Origin of the sequence: Paracoccus onubensis (genome assembly GCF_003591515.1) — a bacterium.
Classification (GTDB): domain Bacteria; phylum Pseudomonadota; class Alphaproteobacteria; order Rhodobacterales; family Rhodobacteraceae; genus Paracoccus; species Paracoccus onubensis.
Window position 1 is genome coordinate 107,891 of the sequence record NZ_QZCG01000006.1, and the last position, 21,517, is coordinate 129,407.

General features: G+C 59.6%; 20 protein-coding genes. 7 read left to right on the forward strand and 13 right to left on the reverse strand.

All coding sequences use genetic code 11. The annotated features are described in order from the left end of the window. Positions 1–41 precede the first annotated feature (41 nt). The 4 genes from D3P04_RS10010 to xseA form a co-directional block, all read right to left on the reverse strand. Positions 42–929 carry a LysR family transcriptional regulator gene (locus tag D3P04_RS10010; RefSeq protein ID WP_119748435.1) on the reverse strand — a complete coding sequence of 296 codons (888 nt, stop codon included), beginning with the start codon at positions 927–929 and terminating at the stop codon, positions 42–44. A 122-nt stretch (positions 930–1,051) separates the two neighbouring features. Then, a complete protein-coding gene (locus tag D3P04_RS10015) occupies positions 1,052–4,177 on the reverse strand; it encodes an efflux RND transporter permease subunit (protein WP_119748437.1) in 3,126 nt (1,041 codons plus the stop codon). A gap of 25 nt (positions 4,178–4,202) precedes the next feature. Next, the gene (locus D3P04_RS10020) at positions 4,203–5,528 is read right to left on the reverse strand and encodes an efflux RND transporter periplasmic adaptor subunit (protein ID WP_119748439.1); all 1,326 of its coding nucleotides are present in this window, start codon (positions 5,526–5,528) and stop codon (positions 4,203–4,205) included. A gap of 157 nt (positions 5,529–5,685) precedes the next feature. Continuing rightward, positions 5,686–7,260 (reverse strand): exodeoxyribonuclease VII large subunit, encoded by a 1,575-nt coding sequence (gene xseA, locus D3P04_RS10025; RefSeq protein ID WP_119748441.1) that lies wholly within the window; start codon positions 7,258–7,260, stop codon positions 5,686–5,688. 170 nt (positions 7,261–7,430) lie between these two features. Between xseA and purD the strand changes: the two genes are divergently transcribed. After that, complete coding sequence (purD, locus tag D3P04_RS10030; protein ID WP_119748442.1) at positions 7,431–8,693, forward strand: phosphoribosylamine--glycine ligase; 1,263 nt, start codon at positions 7,431–7,433, stop codon at positions 8,691–8,693. Positions 8,694–8,744: 51 nt separating this feature from the next. Here the strand turns inward: purD and D3P04_RS10035 are convergent, their stop codons facing one another. Beyond that, positions 8,745–9,434 carry a bifunctional sulfate adenylyltransferase/adenylylsulfate kinase gene (locus D3P04_RS10035; protein WP_119748444.1) on the reverse strand — a complete coding sequence of 230 codons (690 nt, stop codon included), beginning with the start codon at positions 9,432–9,434 and terminating at the stop codon, positions 8,745–8,747. Positions 9,435–9,732: 298 nt separating this feature from the next. Here D3P04_RS10035 and D3P04_RS10040 point away from each other — a divergent pair, with 298 nt between their 5' ends. Continuing rightward, positions 9,733–10,632 (forward strand): LysR substrate-binding domain-containing protein, encoded by a 900-nt coding sequence (locus tag D3P04_RS10040; protein ID WP_119748446.1) that lies wholly within the window; start codon positions 9,733–9,735, stop codon positions 10,630–10,632. Between the two features lie 39 nt (positions 10,633–10,671). Here D3P04_RS10040 and trxB read toward each other — a convergent pair whose 3' ends face one another. After that, positions 10,672–11,664, reverse strand: a complete 993-nt coding sequence (gene trxB, locus D3P04_RS10045) for a thioredoxin-disulfide reductase (protein ID WP_119748448.1) — start codon at positions 11,662–11,664, stop codon at positions 10,672–10,674. A gap of 147 nt (positions 11,665–11,811) precedes the next feature. Here trxB and D3P04_RS10050 point away from each other — a divergent pair, with 147 nt between their 5' ends. From D3P04_RS10050 to D3P04_RS10065, 4 genes are all read left to right on the forward strand, one after another. Continuing rightward, on the forward strand, positions 11,812–12,312 hold the full coding sequence (locus D3P04_RS10050; protein ID WP_119748450.1) for an Lrp/AsnC family transcriptional regulator: 501 nt from the start codon (positions 11,812–11,814) through the stop codon (positions 12,310–12,312). 177 nt (positions 12,313–12,489) lie between these two features. Next, positions 12,490–13,683, forward strand: coding sequence for a hypothetical protein (locus tag D3P04_RS10055; RefSeq protein ID WP_119748721.1), 1,194 nt, complete (start codon positions 12,490–12,492; stop codon positions 13,681–13,683). Further along, positions 13,680–15,020, forward strand: a complete 1,341-nt coding sequence (locus tag D3P04_RS10060; protein WP_119748452.1) for a cytochrome P450 — start codon at positions 13,680–13,682, stop codon at positions 15,018–15,020. The genes D3P04_RS10055 and D3P04_RS10060 overlap by 4 nt, the downstream gene beginning before the upstream one ends. Beyond that, complete coding sequence (locus tag D3P04_RS10065; protein ID WP_119748454.1) at positions 15,021–15,362, forward strand: MmcQ/YjbR family DNA-binding protein; 342 nt, start codon at positions 15,021–15,023, stop codon at positions 15,360–15,362. It abuts the gene before it with no gap. A 9-nt stretch (positions 15,363–15,371) separates the two neighbouring features. On the opposite strand, the gene D3P04_RS10070 is transcribed toward D3P04_RS10065, so the two are convergent. The 7 genes from D3P04_RS10070 to D3P04_RS10105 all read right to left on the reverse strand — a co-directional run bounded on the left by D3P04_RS10070 (position 15,372) and on the right by D3P04_RS10105 (position 20,751). Beyond that, positions 15,372–16,034: a CCDC90 family protein gene (locus D3P04_RS10070; protein ID WP_119748456.1), complete on the reverse strand. Its 663-nt coding sequence runs from the start codon at positions 16,032–16,034 to the stop codon at positions 15,372–15,374. Continuing rightward, positions 16,001–17,083 (reverse strand): ABC transporter ATP-binding protein, encoded by a 1,083-nt coding sequence (locus tag D3P04_RS10075; RefSeq protein WP_119748458.1) that lies wholly within the window; start codon positions 17,081–17,083, stop codon positions 16,001–16,003. The genes D3P04_RS10070 and D3P04_RS10075 overlap by 34 nt, the downstream gene beginning before the upstream one ends. A gap of 38 nt (positions 17,084–17,121) precedes the next feature. Beyond that, a complete protein-coding gene (locus D3P04_RS10080) occupies positions 17,122–17,934 on the reverse strand; it encodes an ABC transporter permease (RefSeq protein WP_119748460.1) in 813 nt (270 codons plus the stop codon). Then, complete coding sequence (locus D3P04_RS10085) at positions 17,931–18,803, reverse strand: ABC transporter permease (RefSeq protein ID WP_232844957.1); 873 nt, start codon at positions 18,801–18,803, stop codon at positions 17,931–17,933. The genes D3P04_RS10080 and D3P04_RS10085 overlap by 4 nt, the downstream gene beginning before the upstream one ends. A 125-nt stretch (positions 18,804–18,928) precedes the next feature. After that, the gene (locus D3P04_RS10095) at positions 18,929–19,966 is read right to left on the reverse strand and encodes a 5-(carboxyamino)imidazole ribonucleotide synthase (protein WP_119748462.1); all 1,038 of its coding nucleotides are present in this window, start codon (positions 19,964–19,966) and stop codon (positions 18,929–18,931) included. Then, positions 19,959–20,444, reverse strand: a complete 486-nt coding sequence (gene purE, locus D3P04_RS10100; RefSeq protein ID WP_119748464.1) for a 5-(carboxyamino)imidazole ribonucleotide mutase — start codon at positions 20,442–20,444, stop codon at positions 19,959–19,961. Before purE ends, D3P04_RS10095 begins: the two co-directional genes overlap by 8 nt. 73 nt (positions 20,445–20,517) lie before the next feature. Further along, positions 20,518–20,751 (reverse strand): YdcH family protein, encoded by a 234-nt coding sequence (locus D3P04_RS10105; protein WP_119748466.1) that lies wholly within the window; start codon positions 20,749–20,751, stop codon positions 20,518–20,520. Positions 20,752–21,104: 353 nt separating this feature from the next. Here D3P04_RS10105 and D3P04_RS10110 point away from each other — a divergent pair, with 353 nt between their 5' ends. Continuing rightward, on the forward strand, positions 21,105–21,515 hold the full coding sequence (locus tag D3P04_RS10110; RefSeq protein WP_119748724.1) for an Hsp20 family protein: 411 nt from the start codon (positions 21,105–21,107) through the stop codon (positions 21,513–21,515). The last annotated feature ends 2 nt before the right edge of the window (positions 21,516–21,517 follow it).

Consider the following 21,517-nt stretch of genomic DNA (forward strand, 5'->3'; position numbering starts at 1 on the left):
CGATACGGAATCAATATCGTTATCCCGTCAATTGATAGAAATCATCTATTAGAAACCATTCGGCGCGCTTCGGTGAGCAGCGCCTGGAGCACCGGAGTATGCGGCTCGCGCCACGGCGCGATCAAACCCACCGTATGAATGCTGTCCACGCCGTCCAGCGGGATCAGTCGCAAATCCTTTCCCTGGGTCAGAAACCGGGCGATATCCTCGGGCAGAATCGTCAACCATCCCCCCACCAGAACATGCGAGACCATCACCACGGTCGAGCTGGATTCGACGGTCGTCATGGGCGTTACCCCGGCAGCCGCGAGATTGCGGTTGATGATCCGCCGATTCTGCATGTCCGAGGTCAGCAGGCAGAGTCTCTGCCCGTTCAATTCCGTCCAGGCCACACTGTCCCGCTCTGCAAACTCGCTCTCCATTCCGCAGACCAGCATGTAACGCTCGTCATATAGCGGGACGGCGCTCACCTTACCCAGCGGCTCGTTGTCCAGATAAGAAATGCCCGCGTCGACATCGAGATCGTCGATCATCTGCAGAATCTCGATCGAGGTACGCGACAGAATCGTGAAACCGACCTTTGGATGCATCGCACCGAAACGGGCACTGATCTTCGCCGCCCAGGTCAGTGCGGTGGGGATCACTGCAATCCGCAACCGCCCCGCCAGCCCGTGCCGCACTGCCCGCATCTCTTCGCGCAATTGCCGCGTGTCGCCGACGATCCGCCGTGCCCAGACCAGCGCACTCTGCCCCTCTGGGGTCAGCCCCCCAAAGCGTGAGCCGCGAAAGATCAGCAGAACCCCAAGCTGCTCCTCAAGCTGCTTGATCCCTGCGGACAGCGTCGGCTGGGTGATCCCCATCGACGCTGCAGCCCGGCCGAAATGACGCTCTTTCGCGACGGCCAGAAACATTTCAAGCTTGTCGATCACCCGCGCCCCTCCCGCCGCTGTCCAGCCGAGTTTATCCGCAACTCGGGACAGTTCAAATGCCGCAAACAATCGGAAAGGCGCGGCCCGATGACGAGCAGCACCCGCTCACCGAACCGAACCCGTCAGCGAGACGCTTCCGCCGACGTATCCTCCCATTCGTCCTTGCGGCCAAGCAAACGCCGCATCAGCACGAAGAACAGTGGCGCAAACAAGATCCCGAAGATCGTTGCCATCACGGTCCCACCCAGAACGGTGGCACCGATGGCGTTACGCCCGTTCGCGCCAGCGCCGGTGGACAATACCAGCGGCAGCACCCCAAGCGAGAATGCGATAGAGGTCATGATGATCGGGCGGAAACGCTGACGCGCGGCCTCGACGACGGCATTGTAAAGCGGAACCCCGGCCTGCGTCTGTTCTCGGGCGAATTCGACAATCAGGATGGCGTTCTTGCCGGTCAGGCCGATCACCGTCAGCAGACCGACCTGGAAGAACACCCCATTGTCGAATTTTCCCAGGAACACGCCAAGCACGGCACCCAGAATCCCGATCGGCATCACCAGAATGACCGCCAGAGGGATCGCCCAGCTTTCATACAGCGCCGCAAGACACAGGAACACCGCCGCCAGCGACAACGCATACAGCAGCATCGTCTGGTCACCCGAATCCTGCTCTTCCAGAGACAGCCCGGTCCAGGCAATGTTGAAACCGGCAGGAAGCTGACCAACCAGATTCTCCATCTCGGCCATGGCTTCACCGGAACTGACTCCGGGGGTCGGGCCGCCTTGAATCTGCATGGACGGAACACCGTTATAGCGGCTTAACCCTTGCGGACCAAAGGTCCATTCACCCTCGGTAAAGTTTGAGAAAGGCACCAGTTCTCCATGAGAATTGCGCACCCGCCATTTATCGAAATCGCTGGGAACGGAACGGGAATCCGCCTCGGCCTGAACATAGACCTTCTTGATTCTTCCCCGATCAATGAAGTCATTCACATAAGAACCGGTCCATGCGATCTGCATCAGATTGGCGACATCGGTCGCGGTCACGCCCATGGCACCGGCCTTGCGCCAGTCGATATTCAACCGGTACTGCGCCGCGTCCTCCAGCCCCGAGGGACGGATCTGTTCGATCAGCGGGCTTTCTCCGGCCATGCCCAGAAGCTGATTGCGCGCGTCAAGCAATTGCTCATGCGATTGCCCGCCACGTGCCTGAAGATAGAAGTCGAAACCCGAGACATTGCCCAGTTCGATCACCGCAGGCGGCACAACCGGGAAGACCATGGCGTCCCTGATCTGGCTAAGTGCGCCAAAGGCACGGCCGGCCACCGCCTGCACGGATTGTTCAGGCGACGGTCGCTCTGACCAGTCCTTCATCCGCACGAAGGCCATCCCGACATTCTGCCCGGATCCGGCAAAGCTGAATCCCGAAACGGCGAACATCGAATCGACCGACTCGGATTCCTGATTCATGAAATAATTCTCGACCTCGTTCAGGACGGCTTCGGTTCGTTCCACTGTGGCTCCGGTCGGTCCCTGCACCAGCACAAACATGATGCCCTGATCCTCGTCAGGCAGGAAACCCTCCGGAGTACGCAGAAACAGCAGCGCCATCACTGCGCCAAGACCGGCATAGATCAACAGCATCCGCAGCGGCCGCCGCACGATCCAGCCAACCGCGCCGGTATACCCGCGCGAGGTCCGGTCGAACCCACGATTGAACAGGCCGAACAGACCACGAGTCTTCGCTTCATGCGCCGGGCGCAAAATCGAGGCGCAAAGCGCGGGTGTCAGCGTCAACGCAACCACCACCGACAGGGCCATTGCCGAAACGATGGTGATCGCGAATTGCTGATAGATCACCCCCGTCGAGCCGCCGAAGAAGGCCATCGGCACGAACACCGCCGAGAGGACCAGCGCGATACCGATCAACGCGCCGGTAATCTGCCCCATGGATTTGCGGGTCGCATCACGCGGAGACAGACCTTCCTCTTCCATGATCCGCTCGACATTCTCGACCACGACGATAGCGTCATCGACCAGAAGACCGATGGCCAGCACCATGGCAAGCATGGTCAGCGTGTTGATCGTAAAGCCGAATGCGGCCATGATCCCGAATGTCCCAAGCAGAACGATCGGGACGGCCAGGGTCGGAATCAATGTCGCCCGGAAGCTTTGCAGGAAGATGAACATCACCACAAAGACCAGCCCGATGGCTTCGACCAGCGTTCGCACCACTTCTTCGATCGAGATCTCGACAAAAGGCGCGGTATCGAAGGGAATCACATATTCGACGCCTTCGGGGAAGAATTCCGCGAATTCCTTCATCCGCTCCTTCACCCGCTCGGCGGTGTCCAGGGCATTCGCGCCGGGCGCAAGGCTGAGTGCCATACCCGAAGCGGGGCGGCCGTTATAGGTGGGATCGGTGAAATAGCTTTCGGAACCGATTTCGACGCGGGCGACATCCTGCAGCAGCACCAGCCCGCCATTCTCTTCGGCCCGCAATACGATCTGACGGAAATCCTCGGGCGTGGACAGCAATGACTGCGCGGTCACGGTCGCGTTCAGCATCTGCCCCTCGACCGTCGGCAGACCGCCAAACGCGCCCGCCGAAATCTGGGTATTCTGCGCCGACACAGCCGACACCACATCGGATGGCGCCAGTTCATAAGCGGCGAGCTTTGCCGGATCCAGCCAGATCCGCATGGCATATTGCCCGCCGAATACCTCGACACTGCCGATGCCTTCGATCCGGCTGAGATCATCGACCAGATTGGCCACCATGTAATCGCTGAGATCGGTCGAATCGAATCCTTCATCGCCGATCAGGCCGACAACCATCAGAAAGCCCGAAGCCGCCTTTTCGACGACAACACCCTCTCGCTGCACCTGTTCGGGCAGCAAAGGCGTGGCCTGCGACAGCTTGTTCTGCACCTGAACCTGCGCGATATCGGGATTGGTGCCGGTCTCGAAAGTCAGTGTTGTGCTTGACGATCCATCAGAGGTCGAATCGGACGACATGTAGCGCAAGCCGTCCAGCCCGGTCATCTGCTGTTCGATGATCTGGGTGACGGTATTACTGACGGTATCAGCCGAGGCCCCCGGATAAGTCGCGCGGATCGTCACCGAGGGCGGCGCGATCTGCGGATATTGCGCGACCGGCAGCGTCATGATCGACAATACGCCGATCCCCATGATGATGATCGAGATCACCCAGGCGAATACTGGACGGTCGATGAAAAAACGGGCCATGATATCTCTCGCGCTGATCCGGCAATCAGTTGCCGGTGTCGTCCTGAGCCTCGGCAGCCTCTTCCGCCGGGGCGGCATCTTCCTGCGCCGGTTCCTCTTCAGCCGGTGCAGCGTCTTCCTGAGCCGGATCCGCTTCCTGAGCCGGTGCCTCTTCCGTCGGCGCCCCGCCTTCCGCGGCTTCCCCGGCGGCAGGAGCACCCTCGCCATCCGCTGCCGGTTCCGCACCGCGTTCTTCCGGAGTCACGGGCATCCCTTCGCCGATCAGTTGAAGACCCTCGACAATCAAGCGGTCGCCGTCTTTCAGCCCCTCGGTCACGATCCAGTCGCTGCCGCGATCCTGAGCAATCTCGAGCGACCTCGTCTCGACCACGTTATCGTCATTCACCACCATGGCAATCGGGCGGCCACGACGGTCACGGGTGACGCCCTCCTGCGGAGTAAGCACCACATCGCGCAGGAAAGCTTGCGGGATTTCCGCCTGCACATACATTCCGGGCAGCAATAGGCCATCGGGATTGGCAAATTCCATCCGCAATGTCACGACGCCGGTGGTTTCATCAACGCGAGGCTCGGCCGCGGTCAGCGATCCGGTATTCTCGAACGTGCTGCCATCCGCCAGTTGCAGCGAAACGGTCCGATCCACCCCTTCGGGCAAGGCGGCGTCGGCACCCAGACGCTGCCAGCGGATGATTTCTGCCGCAGATTGGGTCACATCGACACGGACCGGATCGATGCGGCGAATGACGGTAAGCGGCTCTGCCTGCGACGCCGTCACCAGCGCCCCCTGCGAGGCCAGCGCAAGTCCGATAACCCCATCGACCGGAGCGGTGATCGTCGTGCGGTCAAGGTCGATCTGCGCTGCTTGCAGGCTGGCTTCCGCAGCCTTGACCGCCGCCTCGGCGGCAAGGCGCGCGGCAACGGCACTATCCTGCGTTTGCTCGCTGGCGACGCGGCGATCGCGAAGCGCGCCGACCCGTTCGGCCTCGCGCCGTGCGGAGTCCGCCTGCGCATTCGCCTGTGCCAGGGCCGCCTCGGCTTGCGCCACCGCAGCCTGATAGCTGCGGGGATCGATCCGGTATAGCGGCTGTCCCTGTTCGACCACGCTGCCCTCGTCGAACAGGCGTTCGATCACAAGGCCGTTAACCTGCGGACGCAGTTCCGCCTCGGCCGATGCGAGAACGCGGCCCGGTAAGGTTGACGTCAAAGTCACATCCTCTGACTTGAGCGTCACGACGGTAACGGCGGGCGGAGGCATCTCGCCCTCGCCCTGCCCTTGCGCCATGATGGCGCTGGTCCAGAATATCGCGCCAAGTGCCGAAGCAGCAACGAGAATTCGAGTATGTTCAATCATGCCCGCGGCCTGTATTCTAAAGATAGATCGTCAGATTTGTGCAACGGCAAATAACGCGGAAATTCCACAATGCCATTGCGCAACCTATGGCGATAACATACCGGACACAACCACTTGATTTTCAGCCAGGGAACCCCAGATCACTGAGTCGTCCAAATCAGAAAAGCGACCCTTGCGACGGGCCATCATCCGTCTTCCCGCCCTTGGCCTTTCGCCCCGGTTCGGAACGGGAATCGTCCGGTCCCGCCTGAATGCGACCATCCGCAAATTCGATTTCGAAATGCGCAAGTTTTCCAGCTGCAGCCGCCGAAGTAACGACACCGCCGGCACCGTGCACAACCGCGAATCCGCGCCGAAGCGTCTGCTCATATCCCAGCGTCCGGCGCATCCGGTCAAGACGCAATAACGCATCCCGCCGCTGATTTATCGCGCGATGCGCGCTTTGATCCAGCCGAAGCGTCAATTCCGCCAATCTCTCGGACTGGGTGCCGATAGCCCTGCGGGTCATGGCCGTTACCCGCCGCAGGGAAGATTCCAGACGTTCCCGCAACTGCAAAAGCCGGTCCTTGCGTCGTTCGACTTGTCTTTGACCGCTATTGCGCAGCTGCCTGACGTTATATTCAAGCGACTGCCGCTTGGCCGAGGTGAATTGCCGAAGGCTCGCGGCAGGCATGGGCCGTGAGGCAAGTTGCTGCCGCCGTGCCCGCACCAATCCGCGTAGCGCTGGCTCCAGCCGCGTACCCCACAGATCAAGCCGCTGCCGTGCGCCCTCGGTCAGGGCCGCAGGCCGGCCCATCGCCCGGGCAAGATCGCGCAAACGCTGTCGGGGACGCTCGATCCGCAGACCGCTGGCCCGGGACATCCGTGCTCCCGCCTCGGCCAGCCGCGCCGCCAGATCGCTGCGGACCGGCACGGCAAGCTCTGCCGCCGCCGTCGGCGTAGGCGCCCGGCGGTCCGAGGCAAAGTCGATCAATGTCGTGTCGGTCTCATGCCCGACCGCCGAGATCAGCGGAATGTCACTGGCTGCTGCCGCCCGTACGACCTCTTCTTCATTGAAGCCCCATAAATCCTCGATACTGCCGCCGCCTCGCGCGACGATAATCAGATCGGGCCGTGGCACAGTTCCGCCGCGCGGCAGATCATTGAACCCGCGAATTGCTGCGGCGACCTGGGGCGCGCATGCTTCTCCCTGCACCGCCACCGGCCAGATCAGCACATGGGTCGGGAAACGGTCGCGCAGGCGATGAAGGATATCGCGGATCACCGCGCCCGAAGGCGACGTCACGACTCCGATAACACGCGGCAGAAACGGCAAGGGGCGTTTGCGCGCATCATCGAAAAGCCCCTCGGCCGCCAAAGCCTTGCGGCGTTTTTCAAGCATCGCCATCAACGCGCCCATCCCGGCGGGTTCGATCTGATCCACGATCAGCTGATATTTCGACTGCCCCGGAAACGTCGTCATCCGCCCGGTGGCGACGACTTCCATTCCCTCTTCCGGGCGCTGGGCCAGGCGGGACGCCTGCCCCTTCCAGGTAACCGCCGCCAGAACCGAGCGGTCATCCTTGAGATCGAAATAGAGATGCCCCGAGGATGGCCGGGATACCCGCCCGATTTCACCGCGCACACGGACGCGGCCGAACTGATCCTCGATATTGCGCTTTACCGCGCCCGAAAGTTCCGAGACGGTAAATTCATGGGCATTGTCGCCTGCGCTATCCTCTAGCAGATCCATATGTCAATTTCCTTCGCAACCGCCTTCGCCGCCATCGCTCACGCCCGGAAACGCCGGAAACCCCGTCAGTCTCTGCCAGATTTCCGCTTTCTACATGACGCTCTTGCTTGATGGCGACAGGTTGCGACCCTAGAAGACGGCAGAACCGGCAGCAAGCGAAAGGGCGGCAAATGAATATCCTGATCCTCGGCGGTGGCGGGCGTGAACATGCGCTGGCATGGGCGATCCGGCAGAATCCGAAATGCGATCGGCTGATTGTCGCACCGGGCAATGCGGGGATCGCCGAGGTGGCGGATTGCGCCGAAATCGACATCAATTCTCGCGCAGAAATTCTTGAATTTGCAGAAGATAATGCGATAGATTTTGTGGTGATCGGCCCTGAGGCACCGCTGGCTGCCGGTGTCTCGGATGCATTGCGCGCGGCGGGATTTCTGGTGTTTGGTCCCAGTCAGGCGGCCGCGGAACTGGAGGCATCGAAAACCTTCACCAAGGAAATTTGCGATGCCTGCGGCGCACCCACCGCCGCATGGGCGCGATTTACCGAAGCTGCACCGGCAAAGGATTACGTCACCGCTCAAGGCGCGCCCATCGTCGTCAAGGCAGATGGCCTTGCCGCCGGAAAAGGCGTGACGGTCGCGGAAAGCGTTGCGCAGGCGCATGACGCTATTGATTTGATCTTTCAAGGAGAATTCGGCGATACTTCAGTCGTGATCGAAGAGTTCATGCATGGCGAAGAGGCAAGCTTTTTCGTTCTGTGCGACGGAACCGATTGTCTGCCCATCGGAACCGCTCAGGATCACAAGCGCGTCGGCGAAGGCGATACCGGCCCCAATACCGGCGGAATGGGCGCCTACAGCCCTGCGCCGGTTTTGTCGGAAAAATTGCAAGCACAGGTGATGGAGCGGATCATTCGCCCCACTATCGCAGAAATGTCTCGTCGAAACATGCCGTTTCAAGGCATTCTTTACGCTGGCTTGATGATTGCCGGTGAAGAGGCTCGGCTGGTGGAATATAATGTCCGCTTCGGGGACCCGGAATGTCAGGTGTTGATGATCCGATTGGGCGCACAGGTCCTGGATTTGTTGCATGCCTGCGCGTCAGGCAGGCTGGCCGAAACCACGGTCAATTGGGCGGACGATCATGCTCTGACGGTTGTCATGGCCGCCAAAGGTTATCCGGATGAATATAAAAAAGGTAGCCTTATCAAAAATCTGGATAAGATAAATCAATCCAGTTTCGAGATGGTTTTCCATGCGGGAACCGGTATGGCGGACGGGCAGTTCACCGCTCAGGGCGGACGCGTTCTTGCCTGTACCGGGCGCGGTGCGACCCTGTCCGAGGCCCATTCCCGTGCCTACCATCTTGTGGATGCCATCGACTGGCCCGAGGGGTTTTGCCGCCGCGACATCGGTTGGCGGGCGCTTGATGATTAAGCGTGATTAACCTGCCAGCTGCCGACAGAGAATCCCCCGCACCCATGCAGGTCAGGAATGAACGCGTGTCGCGCCGTGGTTTCTGCCAACGATCTCCCGCAGGGCAACCATGGCTTCATTCTCGGCACGGGCGAAAAGACGGATCCGGGCGATATATATGTTATCGCGGATAAAGGGTGCGGCGCGATCCTCCACCTGATCCGCAACTGGCAGGATAAGCATGGCCGGGCCCTGTATATCGGCCAGCCCATCGCCATTATAAAGCGCCGTCACATCCTCCCAGCCGGTCTGACGGAACATCCTGCGCAACTGGTTGGGCGTATCGCCTGCCTTCGCCGGTGGCCGCAACCCTTTGACCTTTCCGCCCAGATGCGTCACGCCATCGGATTGCCAATGATCGGTAACGGACATGATCGCCAGCAGATCCGGCCCATCCGACAAGGCAATATCGTCACCGGGTTCAATCCGTCCGGCGAAATCCTCGTCGACGTCCAGTGTCACCGGCAGAGGCCATACCGCGCCCGAGGTCAGACTCCCATCGCGCGTGACGGTGTCGCAATCAGCCTGAGTCATGAAGCCTCGTAACGGGAAAAACCCGCCATTCATCAAAAGCTCCAGATCACTTGCCTGCTGTTCGGACAAAACCCATCGCGGCAATTTCGTCCCTTCTTCGGTCAGTTTCTCGGCAGCCTCGGGCGAGACGAAAAGTTCAGGAATCGGGATCTGGTTCAGCGGGGTCATGTCAATCTCGTGGCAGATATCCCCTGCCCGTAGCTGCCTTCCCTCTGAGGTTCAAGCGCGACAATCGGACGAGTCACACTTGTCGGATGGGCGTGGCAGCGGCAAATCGTCGAGTTCCCTTTTGCTCATATGCTGAATGTCGGGATGGTCCAGCGGTTCGCGGACCTGCGGATACGGGGCCAGCTTGCCGGAGCTCCGGCGCAGCAACAGGCGGAGAAGATTTAACATGATCTGAATATATTCGAAATTCTGCTGTTTCAGTATTGAGATTATCACTTCATGATTTTAGATTTTCTAAATGAATCCGTTGAACCGCATCTCGCTGAGTGGCCTTCGCGCCATCGAAGCCGTCGCCCGATTGGGAAGCCTTTCGGCTGCGGCCAGGGAACTTGGCGTTACTCCCGGCGCGCTTAGCCAGCGGATCAGCCGAACCGAGGCGCAGCTTGGCCGCCCCGTCTTCGATCGCAGCGGCGCCGGGTTGAAGCTTAACGAGCTTGGCCAGGATATGGCGGCCCGGCTGTCGCGCGGTTTGGCCGAATTGTCTGCGGCGGCCATGCTGGCGGATCCGGCACAGGACGATTTGCTGAATGTCTCGGTCGCGCCTCTCTTCGCCAGCCGCTGGCTGATCTGGCGCCTTCCCGGCTTTACCGAAACCCGTCCCGATATCCGCGTCCGGCTGGAACCCGTCAGCCAGATGGTGACGCCGGGCGTCGGCGGTGTGGATATCGGGTTGCGCGTGGGGCGTGGAGAATGGCCGGGATTGCGGGCAGAGAAGCTGCTTGATCAGCGGGTCATGCCTGTTTGCGCGCCCGCATTGGCGAAACATATCCATGAGCCCGCAGATCTGTTACGCCTTCCGATCCTGCGAGAAAACGAATTTCTGGCAGGATGGCAGGATTGGCTCACCCCGCATGGCATCGACCCGGACGGGATCCCGGACGGGCCGACATTCGCCGATGGCGGATTATGCCTGGATGCCGCGATTTCCGGGCAAGGCATATTCATGGCGTGGGAAACACTGGCCAGTGACGCCCTTGCACGTGGTCAGATCACTGCGCCGCTATCGGGCCGTGCCGCGACCGGGAACAGCTATTGGTTCGTGACCGCAACCGAAGCGCGACGGAAACCCGCCATTACCCATTTCCGCAACTGGCTGCGCGCGGAACTGAACGCCACCGCGCGCGACTGGCCGGCCTGACACGTTTCATCCGTATGCAGATGAGCCCGAATAAAGCGCTTATTCTGCCGGTGCTTTCTCAGCTACCGGCTGTGCCGGGACCTCTTCGCCTTCGTCCTGCACGGCAAGCCACTGCTCGGCATCCAGTGCCGCCATGCATCCCATTCCGGCACTGGTCACGGCCTGCCGATAGACATGATCAGTCAAATCGCCCGCAGCGAAGACGCCGGGAACCGAGGTCCGGGTGCTACCCGGTTCGACTTTTACATAACCACCATTATGCAGCTCAAGCTGATCCTTCACCAGTTCATTGGCAGGCGCATGGCCAATGGCCACGAAAACGCCATCGGCCCTGACCTCTTGCGTTGCGCCATTCTTGGTGCTGCGCAGCACCGCTCCATTGACGCCCAGCGGATCGTCGGTGCCTTTGACCTCGATCAATTCGTGATCCCAGACAATCTCGACCTTGGGGTGCTTGAACAGGCGGTTTTGCAGGATCTTCTCGGCCCGCAAACTGTCGCGGCGATGCACCAGCGTCACCTTCGAGGCGAATTTGGTCAGGAACAGCGCCTCTTCGACCGCGGTATTGCCGCCGCCGATCACCAGCACCTCGCGGTTGCGATAAAAGAATCCGTCACATGTAGCGCAGGCACTGACACCGAATCCCTTGAACTTTTCTTCCGATTCCAGACCCAGCCAGCGAGCCTGAGCACCGGTCGCCAGGATCACGGCATCCGCCGTAACCCGGCGTCCGCTGTCGCATTCCGCCACGAAAGGACGTTGACCAAGGTCCAGATTCGTCACGTAATCGCTTACGACCTCTGCCCCCACGGCACGCGCATGCGCTTCCATCTTGACCATCAGATCGGGGCCCTGAATCTCTGTCTCGCCCGGCCAGTTTTCGACCTCGGTGGTGATGGTCAGCTGCCCGCCCGGCTGCACCCCCTGGATCAGCATCGGGTTCAGCATCGCCCGGGCGCCGTAAACGGCAGCGGTATAACCCGCCGGTCCCGAGCCGACGATCAGGAGTTTGGTATGGGTGGTGTCGCTCATCTTGCGCCTCGATCTTGATTTCCATGCCTAGGTAATCGCCCCTGCCGTGCTGCGCAATGGATCCGGTAATTACAGAAACAATGTTGCGCAATCCGGGGCCGCATTGTAGTTTCCCGCAATCCATAAGAAACAGGGAAGAAGGGCAGCATGACCGGCACCAAACTGGACGAGATCGACCGTAAAATCCTGGCCGAGCTGCAGGCTGACGGCCGGATGACGAATGTCGAGCTTGCGCGGCGCGTCGGCATTTCGGCCCCTCCTTGCCTTCGCCGGGTCCGCGCGCTTGAGGAAACCGGGTTCATTCGTGGCTATCACGCGGATATCGACGCACGCGAGCTTGGGTTCGAGGTGCAGGTTTTCGCGATGGTCCGGCTGACCTCGCAATCAGAGCGCGATCTCTCGGCATTCGAGGCACTTGTGCTTGACTGGCCTTTCGTGCGCGAATGTCACATGCTGAACGGCGAGATCGATTTCATCCTGAAATGCGTCTCGCCCGATTTGTCGAGCTTTCAGAAATTCCTGACGGACCGACTGACCGCCGCGCCCAATGTGGCCAGCGTCAAGACATCGCTCGTGATTCGCGGAGCCAAGGACGAACCGGCCGTACCCTTCGAAGTGGTGGAAGAACGGGTGCGGCAGGCGGGCTGAAACGCGACGGCAAAGGTCGCGACCGATCATATTGCGGAGTTCGCGAAAGCCGGAGCTTTGCCGGCTTCTGCAACAGTTTTAAGCAAATGAAATGCATGATTTCGATTTGTTCCGCGCATGCGGGTTGCCGCGCAGGGCAAATTTGCTAATCCTGACCGCGCTCAACAAGGCCAGATCATGTCCAGACCATTTAGACGCAAAGTTCTTTATATCCCAGGCTTCGATCCCATCCCGCCACGCCGCTATCGCGAGCTGTTTCGCAAGGAATCGCCCGTTCAGGCAGCCATATCCGATTACCGGATGGAACTGGTCCGCCCGTTGCATAAGGCGGCCTTCGGTTGGCAGACCCGTGGCAGTTTCCCCGAAGGAGAGGCCGAGACCCAGTTCGAAGTGCTGGTCTGGGCTGATCTGGTGCAGGATTCGATGCGCCGCGGGATCGCCGGCACATATATGCAGCTCTTCTCGACGGCATGGGCCTATATCGGGACCGGAGCGCTTTTCCAATTGATGAAATTGCGGCGCGGCCCGGTATTGGCGGCGCTTTATCCGATCGTGGTTCTGCTGCTTCAGGCACTGGTCGGGCTGATCCTCGCGGGATTGGCGGGCTGGATCCTGACGAAGCTGACCCTGTGGTGGATCGGATTGCCGGTTGCGCTGGCAGTCTTCTGGGGCATGTTGTCGGGCTTTCGCCGCATCGACAACCGGCTGTTCGCCTATTACCTGATGCATGATTACGCCTTCACAGCACAGCATCGCGGCGCTTACCCAGCGGAACTGGAGCAACGTCTTGCCCAATTCGGCGACCGGGTGAGTCAGGCATTAAGCGAAGATGTCGATGAAGTGCTGGTGGTCGGACATTCCTCGGGTGCGTATCTGGCAGTTTCGCTGCTGGCGGATCTTCTGCGCGCTAAACCCTTGCCCGAAAAAGGTCCCGCGCTTGCGCTGCTTAGCCTTGGTCATGTCGTTCCGATGGCCTCGTTTCTGCCAAAGGCCGACCGGTTGCGTGAGGATCTGGCATTTCTGTCCGAAAATGAAACAATCTTCTGGCTGGATGTCACTGCGCCAGGGGATGCCTGCTGTTTCGGATTATGCGATCCGGTGGCCGTCAGCGGGATGGCCGGCCCCGACCAGCGATGGCCTTTGGTCATCTCGGCCGCGTTTCGGCAAACGCTATCGCCCGAGATGCAGAAATCGCTTCGCTGGCGTTGGTTCAGGCTGCATTTCCAATATCTCTGCGCCTTTGACCGGCCCGGAGATTACGATTATTTCGCAATCACCGCCGGCCCGTTGAAGCTGTCCAAACGGTTTGCCGATCGCCATCCTTCTCCGGCCCGGATCACGCGTCCCGTCGGACCGGGCCGCAGAACATGAGCGCCCCGAAACCCGATGGTACCGAGGGGCGCAGTTCCCTGTTTCGCCTGATCCGCGGATTTCGCCGGGATCTGCTATCGACATTTCCCAAGCGGATGTACCGGGCCTGGATGGCCGAGTATCGCAATCCGTTAATTCACAGTTTCGTCTGCAACGATCCGGCACTGGTTCGGCTGATTCTGCAGGAACGTCCCGACGATTTCCCGAAATCAAACCGCCTGCGCGAAGGGCTGGCGCCGCTGCTTGGAGAATCCGTCTTCGTCACCAATGGCGAGGAATGGCGGCATCAACGGCGCATTATCGATCCCGCTTTCGAAGGTGGCCGCGTACGCGAAGCCTTCCCGGCAATCTGGTCCGCGGCGAGTGCGATCATCGCACGGTTGCCGTCCGGAGAGATCGATATAGAGCCTGAAACCAGCCATGCCGCCGCTGACGTCATCTTTCGTTCGCTCTTCTCCCTACCGATCGAGCATGAAATTGCTTTCAAGGTCTTTCGGGCATTTCGCACCCATCAGGACAGTCAACCCCTCGTCAATCTCGCGGTGTTGATTCCCCTGCCACGCTGGCTACCCCGGTTCCCCTCCCGGCAAACGAAACGAAGTGCAGCAGAAATCCGGGAATTGATCAGGGAACTGGTCTCCGCCCGTATGAATGCAATTCGCGACGGTACCGCACCGGACGATCTGGCAACCAAGATCATGACAACATCGGATCCTCAGACCGATGAACGCTTTACCGCCTCGGAAATGGTCGATCAGGTCGCGGTTTTCTTTTTGGCCGGGCATGAAACCGGCGCTTCGGCCCTAGCCTGGGCGCTATGGCTATTGGCGGCACATCCGGAATGGCAGGATCGCGTCGCCGCCGAAGGCAGAATGCTGACACCGGATTTCAAGGCTGTGTCGGGCCTGAAGGCCACCCGCGCCGTGTTTCGCGAAACCTTGCGGCTTTATCCCCCGGTCCCGATGATGGTGCGTGAAGCTGCCCAACCCGAAACATTCAGAGACCGAAAGGTTCCCCGGAAAGCACAACTGGTCCTGTCGCCCTGGCATCTGCATCGGCATGAAAGATTATGGCAGCAGCCGGATATGTTCGATCCGGGCAGATGGGACACACCCGAAGGCAAGGCAAGCGCCCGTGATGCCTATATCCCGTTTTCTGCCGGGCAACGGGTCTGTCCGGGTGCCGGCTTCGCGATGCTGGAAGGGGTGGTGATGCTGGCACGGATCGCAGCGGCATTTCGGCTGTATCCGGGCAGCGAAACGCCCGTTCCGGTTGCCCGCTTGACCGTTCGGGGCAAGAACGGCATTCTGATCCGGCTGGAACGCCGCGAGGAATGAATGAGCCGCGAGGCAGTCAATCGCATATGTGCCGCATATCCGGGGGCCGAGCATTCCGATCCCTGGGGTGGAGGGCATGATTGCTGGAAGGTTGGCGGCAAAATGTTCGCGCTTACTGCCGCAATCGACCCTGTCGTTTCGGTCAAGACCGACAGTCCGGAAACCGCGCAGATGTTGATCGATGCCGGCGTGGCCAAGCCTGCGCGCTATCTTCACCGCAGTTGGGTCGCACTGCCTCTGGAGAGTCCCGAGGATGAGTTGCGGCACCGGATCAAGGTGAGTTATGAGATTATACTGAAGGGCTTGCCTAAAAAAACTCAGGCAATACTTGTCGGGAAATGATCCGTCTTGTCAGCCTGGCGGCATCATGCGCATCAACGCGGTCAATATGGCAAGCGATCCGACAATCATGCCGCCCATCTTGATGACAAGTCGATTCTCCATATCCCGCATGTCCGCGCGAACCGCTGCGATCTCCTGATGCAGTTCACTCCTTAGCGCCGAGCTTTCTTGTCGCAGTTCATTCCTAAATGCCGCATTTCCTTGCTGCAACTCATTCCTAAACGCCGCGTTTTCCTGCTGCATTTCACTTCTGAATGCCGCGTTCTCCTGCTGCATTTCACTTCTGAATACCGAAAAATCCTGCTGTATCTCAATTTTGAAGTTGGAGAAATCCTGAAGCAGGCCGCTTCTCAATTCAGAGATTTCCTGTTGAAGATCACCCCGAGCCGCAAAGATGTCCTGCTTCAGGCGCTGTTCGGTGGTTTGAAGATCCTGCCGGGTCGCCAGATCATCCGTATCAACATCCCTGATCACCTCGGCAATCGCTTCTGCCGCCGCCGGTTCCAGACCTGCCGCAGTCAGCTTGCGCGAGAGTTTCAGCGTATCGATATTCAAAGCGTTCATCACCCCGGATGATCCATGTTCTGCCTCAGAATAACACCGGTCAGCAGAATAAGGCGCTTTTGTTTGAAATTGGGTTAACGAAACAACACCAGCGATCCGGGCGACCATGCCACGCGCGCCTTGGTGCCGACGGATTGGACATCGCGCCCGAAGACATTGCGCATCGAAATCCGGACCGTGTGTTGCGTGTCCTCTAACCGCAGATCGTAATAGGTCATGTCGCCGTAATAGACGACCTCATCGATGACCACGTCCGTTTCCCGCGCGTGCTGGCTGGATTGCCCCGGCGTCAGCAAGGTCATTGTTTCGGGCCGGAAGCCCAGCACCGGACCACTATCGTCGGGATTCGCCCGGCTGACCTGAGATTCAGGTAATTCGACAGGACCCAGCCCCGGCACATCGACGCTGACGATCCCATCCGCTTCCCTTGTAATTTGCGCCGGCAGAAAATTCATCACGCCAATGAAATCCGCCACCCGACGATCCTTTGGCCGCGCGTAAAGCGTCTCTGGCTCGTCCAGCTGTGCGATTTCACCATCGAACATGACCGCGATACGATCCGACATGACCAAAGCCTCTTCCTGGTCATGTGTCACCAGCACGAAGGTGATTCCGACCTGACGCTGCAGCTTGATCAGTTCCACCTGCATCTGCTCGCGCATTTTGCGGTCAAGCGCAGACAGGGGCTCATCCAGAAGCAGCACCTTGGGCTTCAGGATCAATGCGCGGGCCAGGGCGACACGTTGCCGTTGCCCGCCGGAAAGTGCATGGGCGGCACGCCCGCCGTAACCCCGAAGGCCCACCATCGCCAGTGCCTCCTCGACCAGAGCCGCCTTTTCCGATTTGCCGCGCGGATCGCGGCGCAGGCCGAATGCCACGTTCTGGGCGACAGTCAGATGCGGGAATATGGCATAGGACTGGAAGACCATATTGGTCGGCCGGCTATTCGCGGGCACATTCTCCATATGCTTGCCGTCGATCAGCACAGCCCCCGAGGAAATGCCCTCGAACCCGGCGATCGTGCGCAGAAGCGTCGTCTTGCCGCAACCCGATGGCCCGAGAAGCGAGAAGAATTCACCTTCCCGAATAACCAGATCGATCCCGCGCAGAGCGTGATAATCACCGTAATATTTCTGAATCTCGTTGCATTCGATCATCGGCCTTGCGGTTTCGGGTCGTTGGTCACGGGATGCAATCACAGGAAACCTCCACCATTCTTGCCACCCATCCGGGCGATACCCCGGCGGCGGAAATATTCGCCAATCCCCAGAAGCAGGATCGACAGCGCCACCAGTACCGTTCCCAATGCCATGATCGACGGGATCTGCTTGGGAAAACGAAGCTGGCTGAAAATATAGGTGGGCAATGTCGGTTCGGTTCCGGCCAGGAAGAAGGCAATAATGAATTCGTCCAGGGAAATGGTGAACGAGATCAGCAGCGACGAAATGATCCCCGGCATGACCAAAGGCAGGGTGATCAGGCGGAACGCACCCCATTTCGTCTCGCCCAGATCATAGGCCGCTTCTTCCAGAGACCTGTCGAGGCTGGAGAAAGCAGTCGACAGGATGGCGATTCCATAGGGCATGCAGATCAGCGTATGGCCCAGGATCACCGTCAGGATCGACAATTCCACCCCCAGCCCAAGCAGGACGACCAGAAGCGACATGGCAACGATGATCTCGGGCAGGACCATCGGCAGCATGATGAAACCCATGATCCCACCCTTGCCCGGAAAAGTGAATCTGGTCGAGGCGCGAGCAGCGAAAACCCCAAGGCAGGTCGCCATGACAGAAGCCGACACTGCTATGATCAGCGAATTGCTCAGCGCCCGGCGCAGCGTCGGATTACCCCACATCTGCGTGAACCAGTCAGTGGTGAAACCCTGAAGCGGAAAGGCGATGATCGTACCCGAATTGAACGCAAAAAGCGGCAAAAGCAGGATCGGCGCATAAAGGAACAACAGATAAAGCAGCGCATAGCTGCGCAAACCATTGCTTCGACCGCTCATTGTTTCACCCTCAGAAAGCGGCGATTGAGCCACAGGAAGATCAGGCTGACCACGGCAACGACCAGCATCGCCGTCACCGCAAGCGCAGAACCAAGCGGACGGTTATCCAGAGCCAGCATCTGCACCTGTATCAGATTGGCAATCATCGGGATCTTGCCGCCACCGATCAGTTCGGGAGTCACGTAATCGCCGATGGTCGGGATAAAGACGATCAGCACCGCGGCAACCACCCCCGGCATCGCCAGCGGCAATGTGACCCGCCAGAAGGTCATCAACCGGTTCTCGCCCAGGTCCCGCCCTGCCTCAAGCAGCGAACGGTCGATCTTTTCCAGTGCCACGAAAATCGGAAGGATGGCGAAAGGCGCATAGGCATGGGCAAGCGTCAGAACCATCGAATTGACGTTGTACAGAATGAAGGTCAATGGCTGGTCGATGATGCCAAGCCCCGTCAGCGACGAGTTGATGACACCATTATAGCCAAGAATGACCTTCCACAGGAAAACCCGGATCAGATAGCTGGTCCAGAACGGTATGGTGATCAGGAACAGCCACATCGATTTCCGCTCGGGCTTGACCACGAAGCTGAGATAATAGGCAACCGGGAACGCAAGCAAAACGGTAACGACCGTCACGGCGGCCGACACGGCAAGCGAACGAAGCAGTACCGCGCGCACGATCGGATCGCTCCAGACCTGGATGTAATTCCCGAAGGTGAATTCGCCGATCACCTCGAGATATCCATCCGTCAGGAAACTGTAGCTGAGGATCGTCAGGACAGGCGCGGCAAGAATCGCAAGCGCATAGAGGAAAGGCGGCGCGATCAGGGTCAGACCCTGTCTTGCCTCGCGATCCATTCCCGGTTTCGCCATCCCACCGTCCCCGCTTGCCGTATCTGGGCCTTTTCCCAATTCCTTCCATAACGGAAGGTCCAAGGAAAGAGGATTTTCTTGTGGGATGATTGCGATTCAATCTTGCCGCGAAATGGCGTGAACCGTCAGGAACGGATCCGGTTCAGATGTCCCATCTTGCGCCCCGGCCGGGCCTCGCCCTTGCCGTAAAGATGAAGCTGCACCCCCGGTTCAGCCAGCAATTCGGGCAGCCTGTCGATGTCATTGCCGATCAGATTTTCCATCTGGATATCGGCATGACGCCTGCCATCGCCCAAGGGCAGGCCGACGACGGCACGGATATGCTGCTCGAACTGATCGACGGCACAGCCGGCCTGTGTCCAGTGCCCGGAATTATGCACGCGCGGCGCGATTTCGTTCACGATCAGCCCCTCCGGCGCAACGAATAATTCGACCCCCATCACACCGACATAATCCAGTTCATTGACGATTTTCGCCGCGATCAGAACCGCGTCGGTTGTGATTTTCCCCGAAAGGCCACACGGCACGGTGGTACTGCGCAAGATGCCGCCTTGATGCACATTCAGTCCCGGATCGAAAGCGGCAATCTGACCATCCGCCGCGCGGGCGATGATCACGCTGATCTCGGCACTGAATTCCACATAGCCTTCCAGCACCGACGGAGCACCGGTCCATTCGGCCTGTGCCGGATCGGTAATCCTGACCTGCCCCTTGCCGTCATAGCCCATCCGCCGGGTCTTGAGGATCGACGGCGTCCCGATCTGCGCCAGTGCAGCCGGCAGGTCGCGTTCGTCCGGCACATCAGCGAAAGGCGCGGTCGCCAGCCCGATCCCGTTCAGGAATGTCTTCTCTTCCAGCCGATCCTGAGATACCGCCAGAGCCCGGCGGTTCGGACTGATCGGACGGATGCTTTCCAGCAGGTCAAGCGCCGAAGTCGGCACATTCTCGAATTCATAGGTGATGACATCGACGGATTCCGCGAATGCGCGCAGCGCCGCCCGATCCTCGTATGACGCATTGGTCAGACGATAGGCGACATCTCCTGCCGGCGCGGCGTCCGGTTCATAGATATGGCAGCGCAGACCCAGCCGGCTTGCCGCAACCGACAGCATCCGGCCAAGCTGGCCACCCCCCAGAATCCCGATAACGCGGTTCTCACTCATCCATGGGCTCCTGCGGGATCGAGGCCGACAAGGCCTCGCGCCACTGCTCCAGCCGTTCGGCCAATGCGGGATCGCTGACGGCAAGGATCGCCGCCGCCATCAGTCCGGCATTCGCCGCCCCCGCCGCGCCGATCGCCATGGTCGCCACCGGAAAGCCCTTGGGCATCTGCAGGATCGAATAAAGCGAATCCACGCCGGACAATGCTCGCGTCTGCACCGGCACGCCAATCACAGGCAGGCGGGTTTTCGATGCCATCATGCCGGGAAGATGAGCGGCCCCTCCGGCTCCTGCGATAATCACCTTCAGCCCGCGCGACACCGCCGATTTGCCATATTCCCACAGCCTGTCCGGTGTCCGATGCGCACTGACGATCCGGGCTTCGTAACCTATGCCCAATTCTTCCAGAATCTGCGCCGCCTCTCGCATGGTCGGCCAGTCCGACTGGCTGCCCATGATGATCCCCACCGGTTTGTCCATGCCCTGCCCTTCAAGTATCGCATCATATTGCGTCGCCGCACGCCCAGATAACGCCTGTGCGCGGCGCCCGCAATCAGGCGATGATATCGGGGGTCACTTCATCTTCCAGCCGCGAGATCTGATCCTTGAGCAGCAGCTTCTTCTTTTTCAACCGCTGAAGCGTCAGTGAAGAGGCCAGCTTCTGCTGGGTCAGGGCCGTGATCTCCTGATCCAGATCGCGATGAGCGGCGCGCAGAACGGACAGTTCCGCACGAAGAATCTCGTCATGAGACATCTCATGGCTTGCAGGATGGTTTTGCATATTCATCTGGCGATGTCCGAACTGAACAATGACGCTGGTTGAGGCGATTATAGCCGGTTGTTCAGGTTCTGTTAATAGCAATGCGACAGGAGAACAGACCAATTTTCACCGATCCCTGGAAACCAGGATATCGGAATATGCGCATGTTCGTTGAAGACATATGATAATCCTTCATGCGTAACGCATTGCAGGTTTCCTTGCCGGTTCCGGGCATTTCAGCGGCTCAAGCATGGAATACCGGAATCGTCGTGGACGGCGATCCGGACTTGCATCCGGCCTTGCGCGTTCACATATTGTTTCCAGCGCGGTTGCCTGCACGGGGCCGCCTTTCACAGTCGCTTGCCGATAAAGGGCTGAAGATGAGCAAGATTTCGTTAGGAGCACATCCCTATCTGCTGGGGTTCGACCAGTTGGAGCGCATGGCGGAACGCGCCGCGAAGGGTGCGGACGGTTATCCGCCCTATAATATCGAACATACCGCCCCTGACGGTTTCCGCATCACTCTGGCCGTTGCCGGGTTTTCCGATGATGATCTGAGTGTCACCACCGAAGACCGACAGCTTGTCATACGCGGGCGCATGACCGACAGCGATGAGCAACGGGTTTTTCTGCATCGCGGGATCGCCGCCAGGGCCTTTCAGCGAAGCTTTGTTCTCGCAGACGGGGTCGAAGTAATCTCGGCCGAGATCGAGAACGGGCTGCTGCATATCGATCTGCGCCGGGTTCAACCCGAACAGATTCATCAAACCATTCCGATCAGCCGCAAATAAGG

Bases quoted from the DNA above. Each gene is read 5' to 3' on its own strand.
- D3P04_RS10015 (WP_119748437.1), bottom strand. From the start codon at position 4,177: ATGGCCCGTTTTTTCATCGACCGTCCAGTATTCGCCTGGGTGATCTCG.
- D3P04_RS10020 (WP_119748439.1), bottom strand. From the start codon at position 5,528: ATGATTGAACATACTCGAATTCTCGTTGCTGCTTCGGCACTTGGCGCG.
- xseA (WP_119748441.1), bottom strand. From the start codon at position 7,260: ATGGATCTGCTAGAGGATAGCGCAGGCGACAATGCCCATGAATTTACC.
- purD (WP_119748442.1), top strand. From the start codon at position 7,431: ATGAATATCCTGATCCTCGGCGGTGGCGGGCGTGAACATGCGCTGGCA.
- D3P04_RS10035 (WP_119748444.1), bottom strand. From the start codon at position 9,434: ATGACCCCGCTGAACCAGATCCCGATTCCTGAACTTTTCGTCTCGCCC.
- D3P04_RS10040 (WP_119748446.1), top strand. From the start codon at position 9,733: ATGAATCCGTTGAACCGCATCTCGCTGAGTGGCCTTCGCGCCATCGAA.
- trxB (WP_119748448.1), bottom strand. From the start codon at position 11,664: ATGAGCGACACCACCCATACCAAACTCCTGATCGTCGGCTCGGGACCG.
- D3P04_RS10050 (WP_119748450.1), top strand. From the start codon at position 11,812: ATGACCGGCACCAAACTGGACGAGATCGACCGTAAAATCCTGGCCGAG.
- D3P04_RS10055 (WP_119748721.1), top strand. From the start codon at position 12,490: ATGTCCAGACCATTTAGACGCAAAGTTCTTTATATCCCAGGCTTCGAT.
- D3P04_RS10060 (WP_119748452.1), top strand. From the start codon at position 13,680: ATGAGCGCCCCGAAACCCGATGGTACCGAGGGGCGCAGTTCCCTGTTT.
- D3P04_RS10065 (WP_119748454.1), top strand. From the start codon at position 15,021: ATGAGCCGCGAGGCAGTCAATCGCATATGTGCCGCATATCCGGGGGCC.
- D3P04_RS10070 (WP_119748456.1), bottom strand. From the start codon at position 16,034: ATGGTCGCCCGGATCGCTGGTGTTGTTTCGTTAACCCAATTTCAAACA.
- D3P04_RS10075 (WP_119748458.1), bottom strand. From the start codon at position 17,083: ATGATCGAATGCAACGAGATTCAGAAATATTACGGTGATTATCACGCT.
- D3P04_RS10080 (WP_119748460.1), bottom strand. From the start codon at position 17,934: ATGAGCGGTCGAAGCAATGGTTTGCGCAGCTATGCGCTGCTTTATCTG.
- D3P04_RS10085 (WP_232844957.1), bottom strand. From the start codon at position 18,803: ATGGCGAAACCGGGAATGGATCGCGAGGCAAGACAGGGTCTGACCCTG.
- D3P04_RS10095 (WP_119748462.1), bottom strand. From the start codon at position 19,966: ATGAGTGAGAACCGCGTTATCGGGATTCTGGGGGGTGGCCAGCTTGGC.
- purE (WP_119748464.1), bottom strand. From the start codon at position 20,444: ATGGACAAACCGGTGGGGATCATCATGGGCAGCCAGTCGGACTGGCCG.
- D3P04_RS10105 (WP_119748466.1), bottom strand. From the start codon at position 20,751: ATGAATATGCAAAACCATCCTGCAAGCCATGAGATGTCTCATGACGAG.
- D3P04_RS10110 (WP_119748724.1), top strand. From the start codon at position 21,105: ATGAGCAAGATTTCGTTAGGAGCACATCCCTATCTGCTGGGGTTCGAC.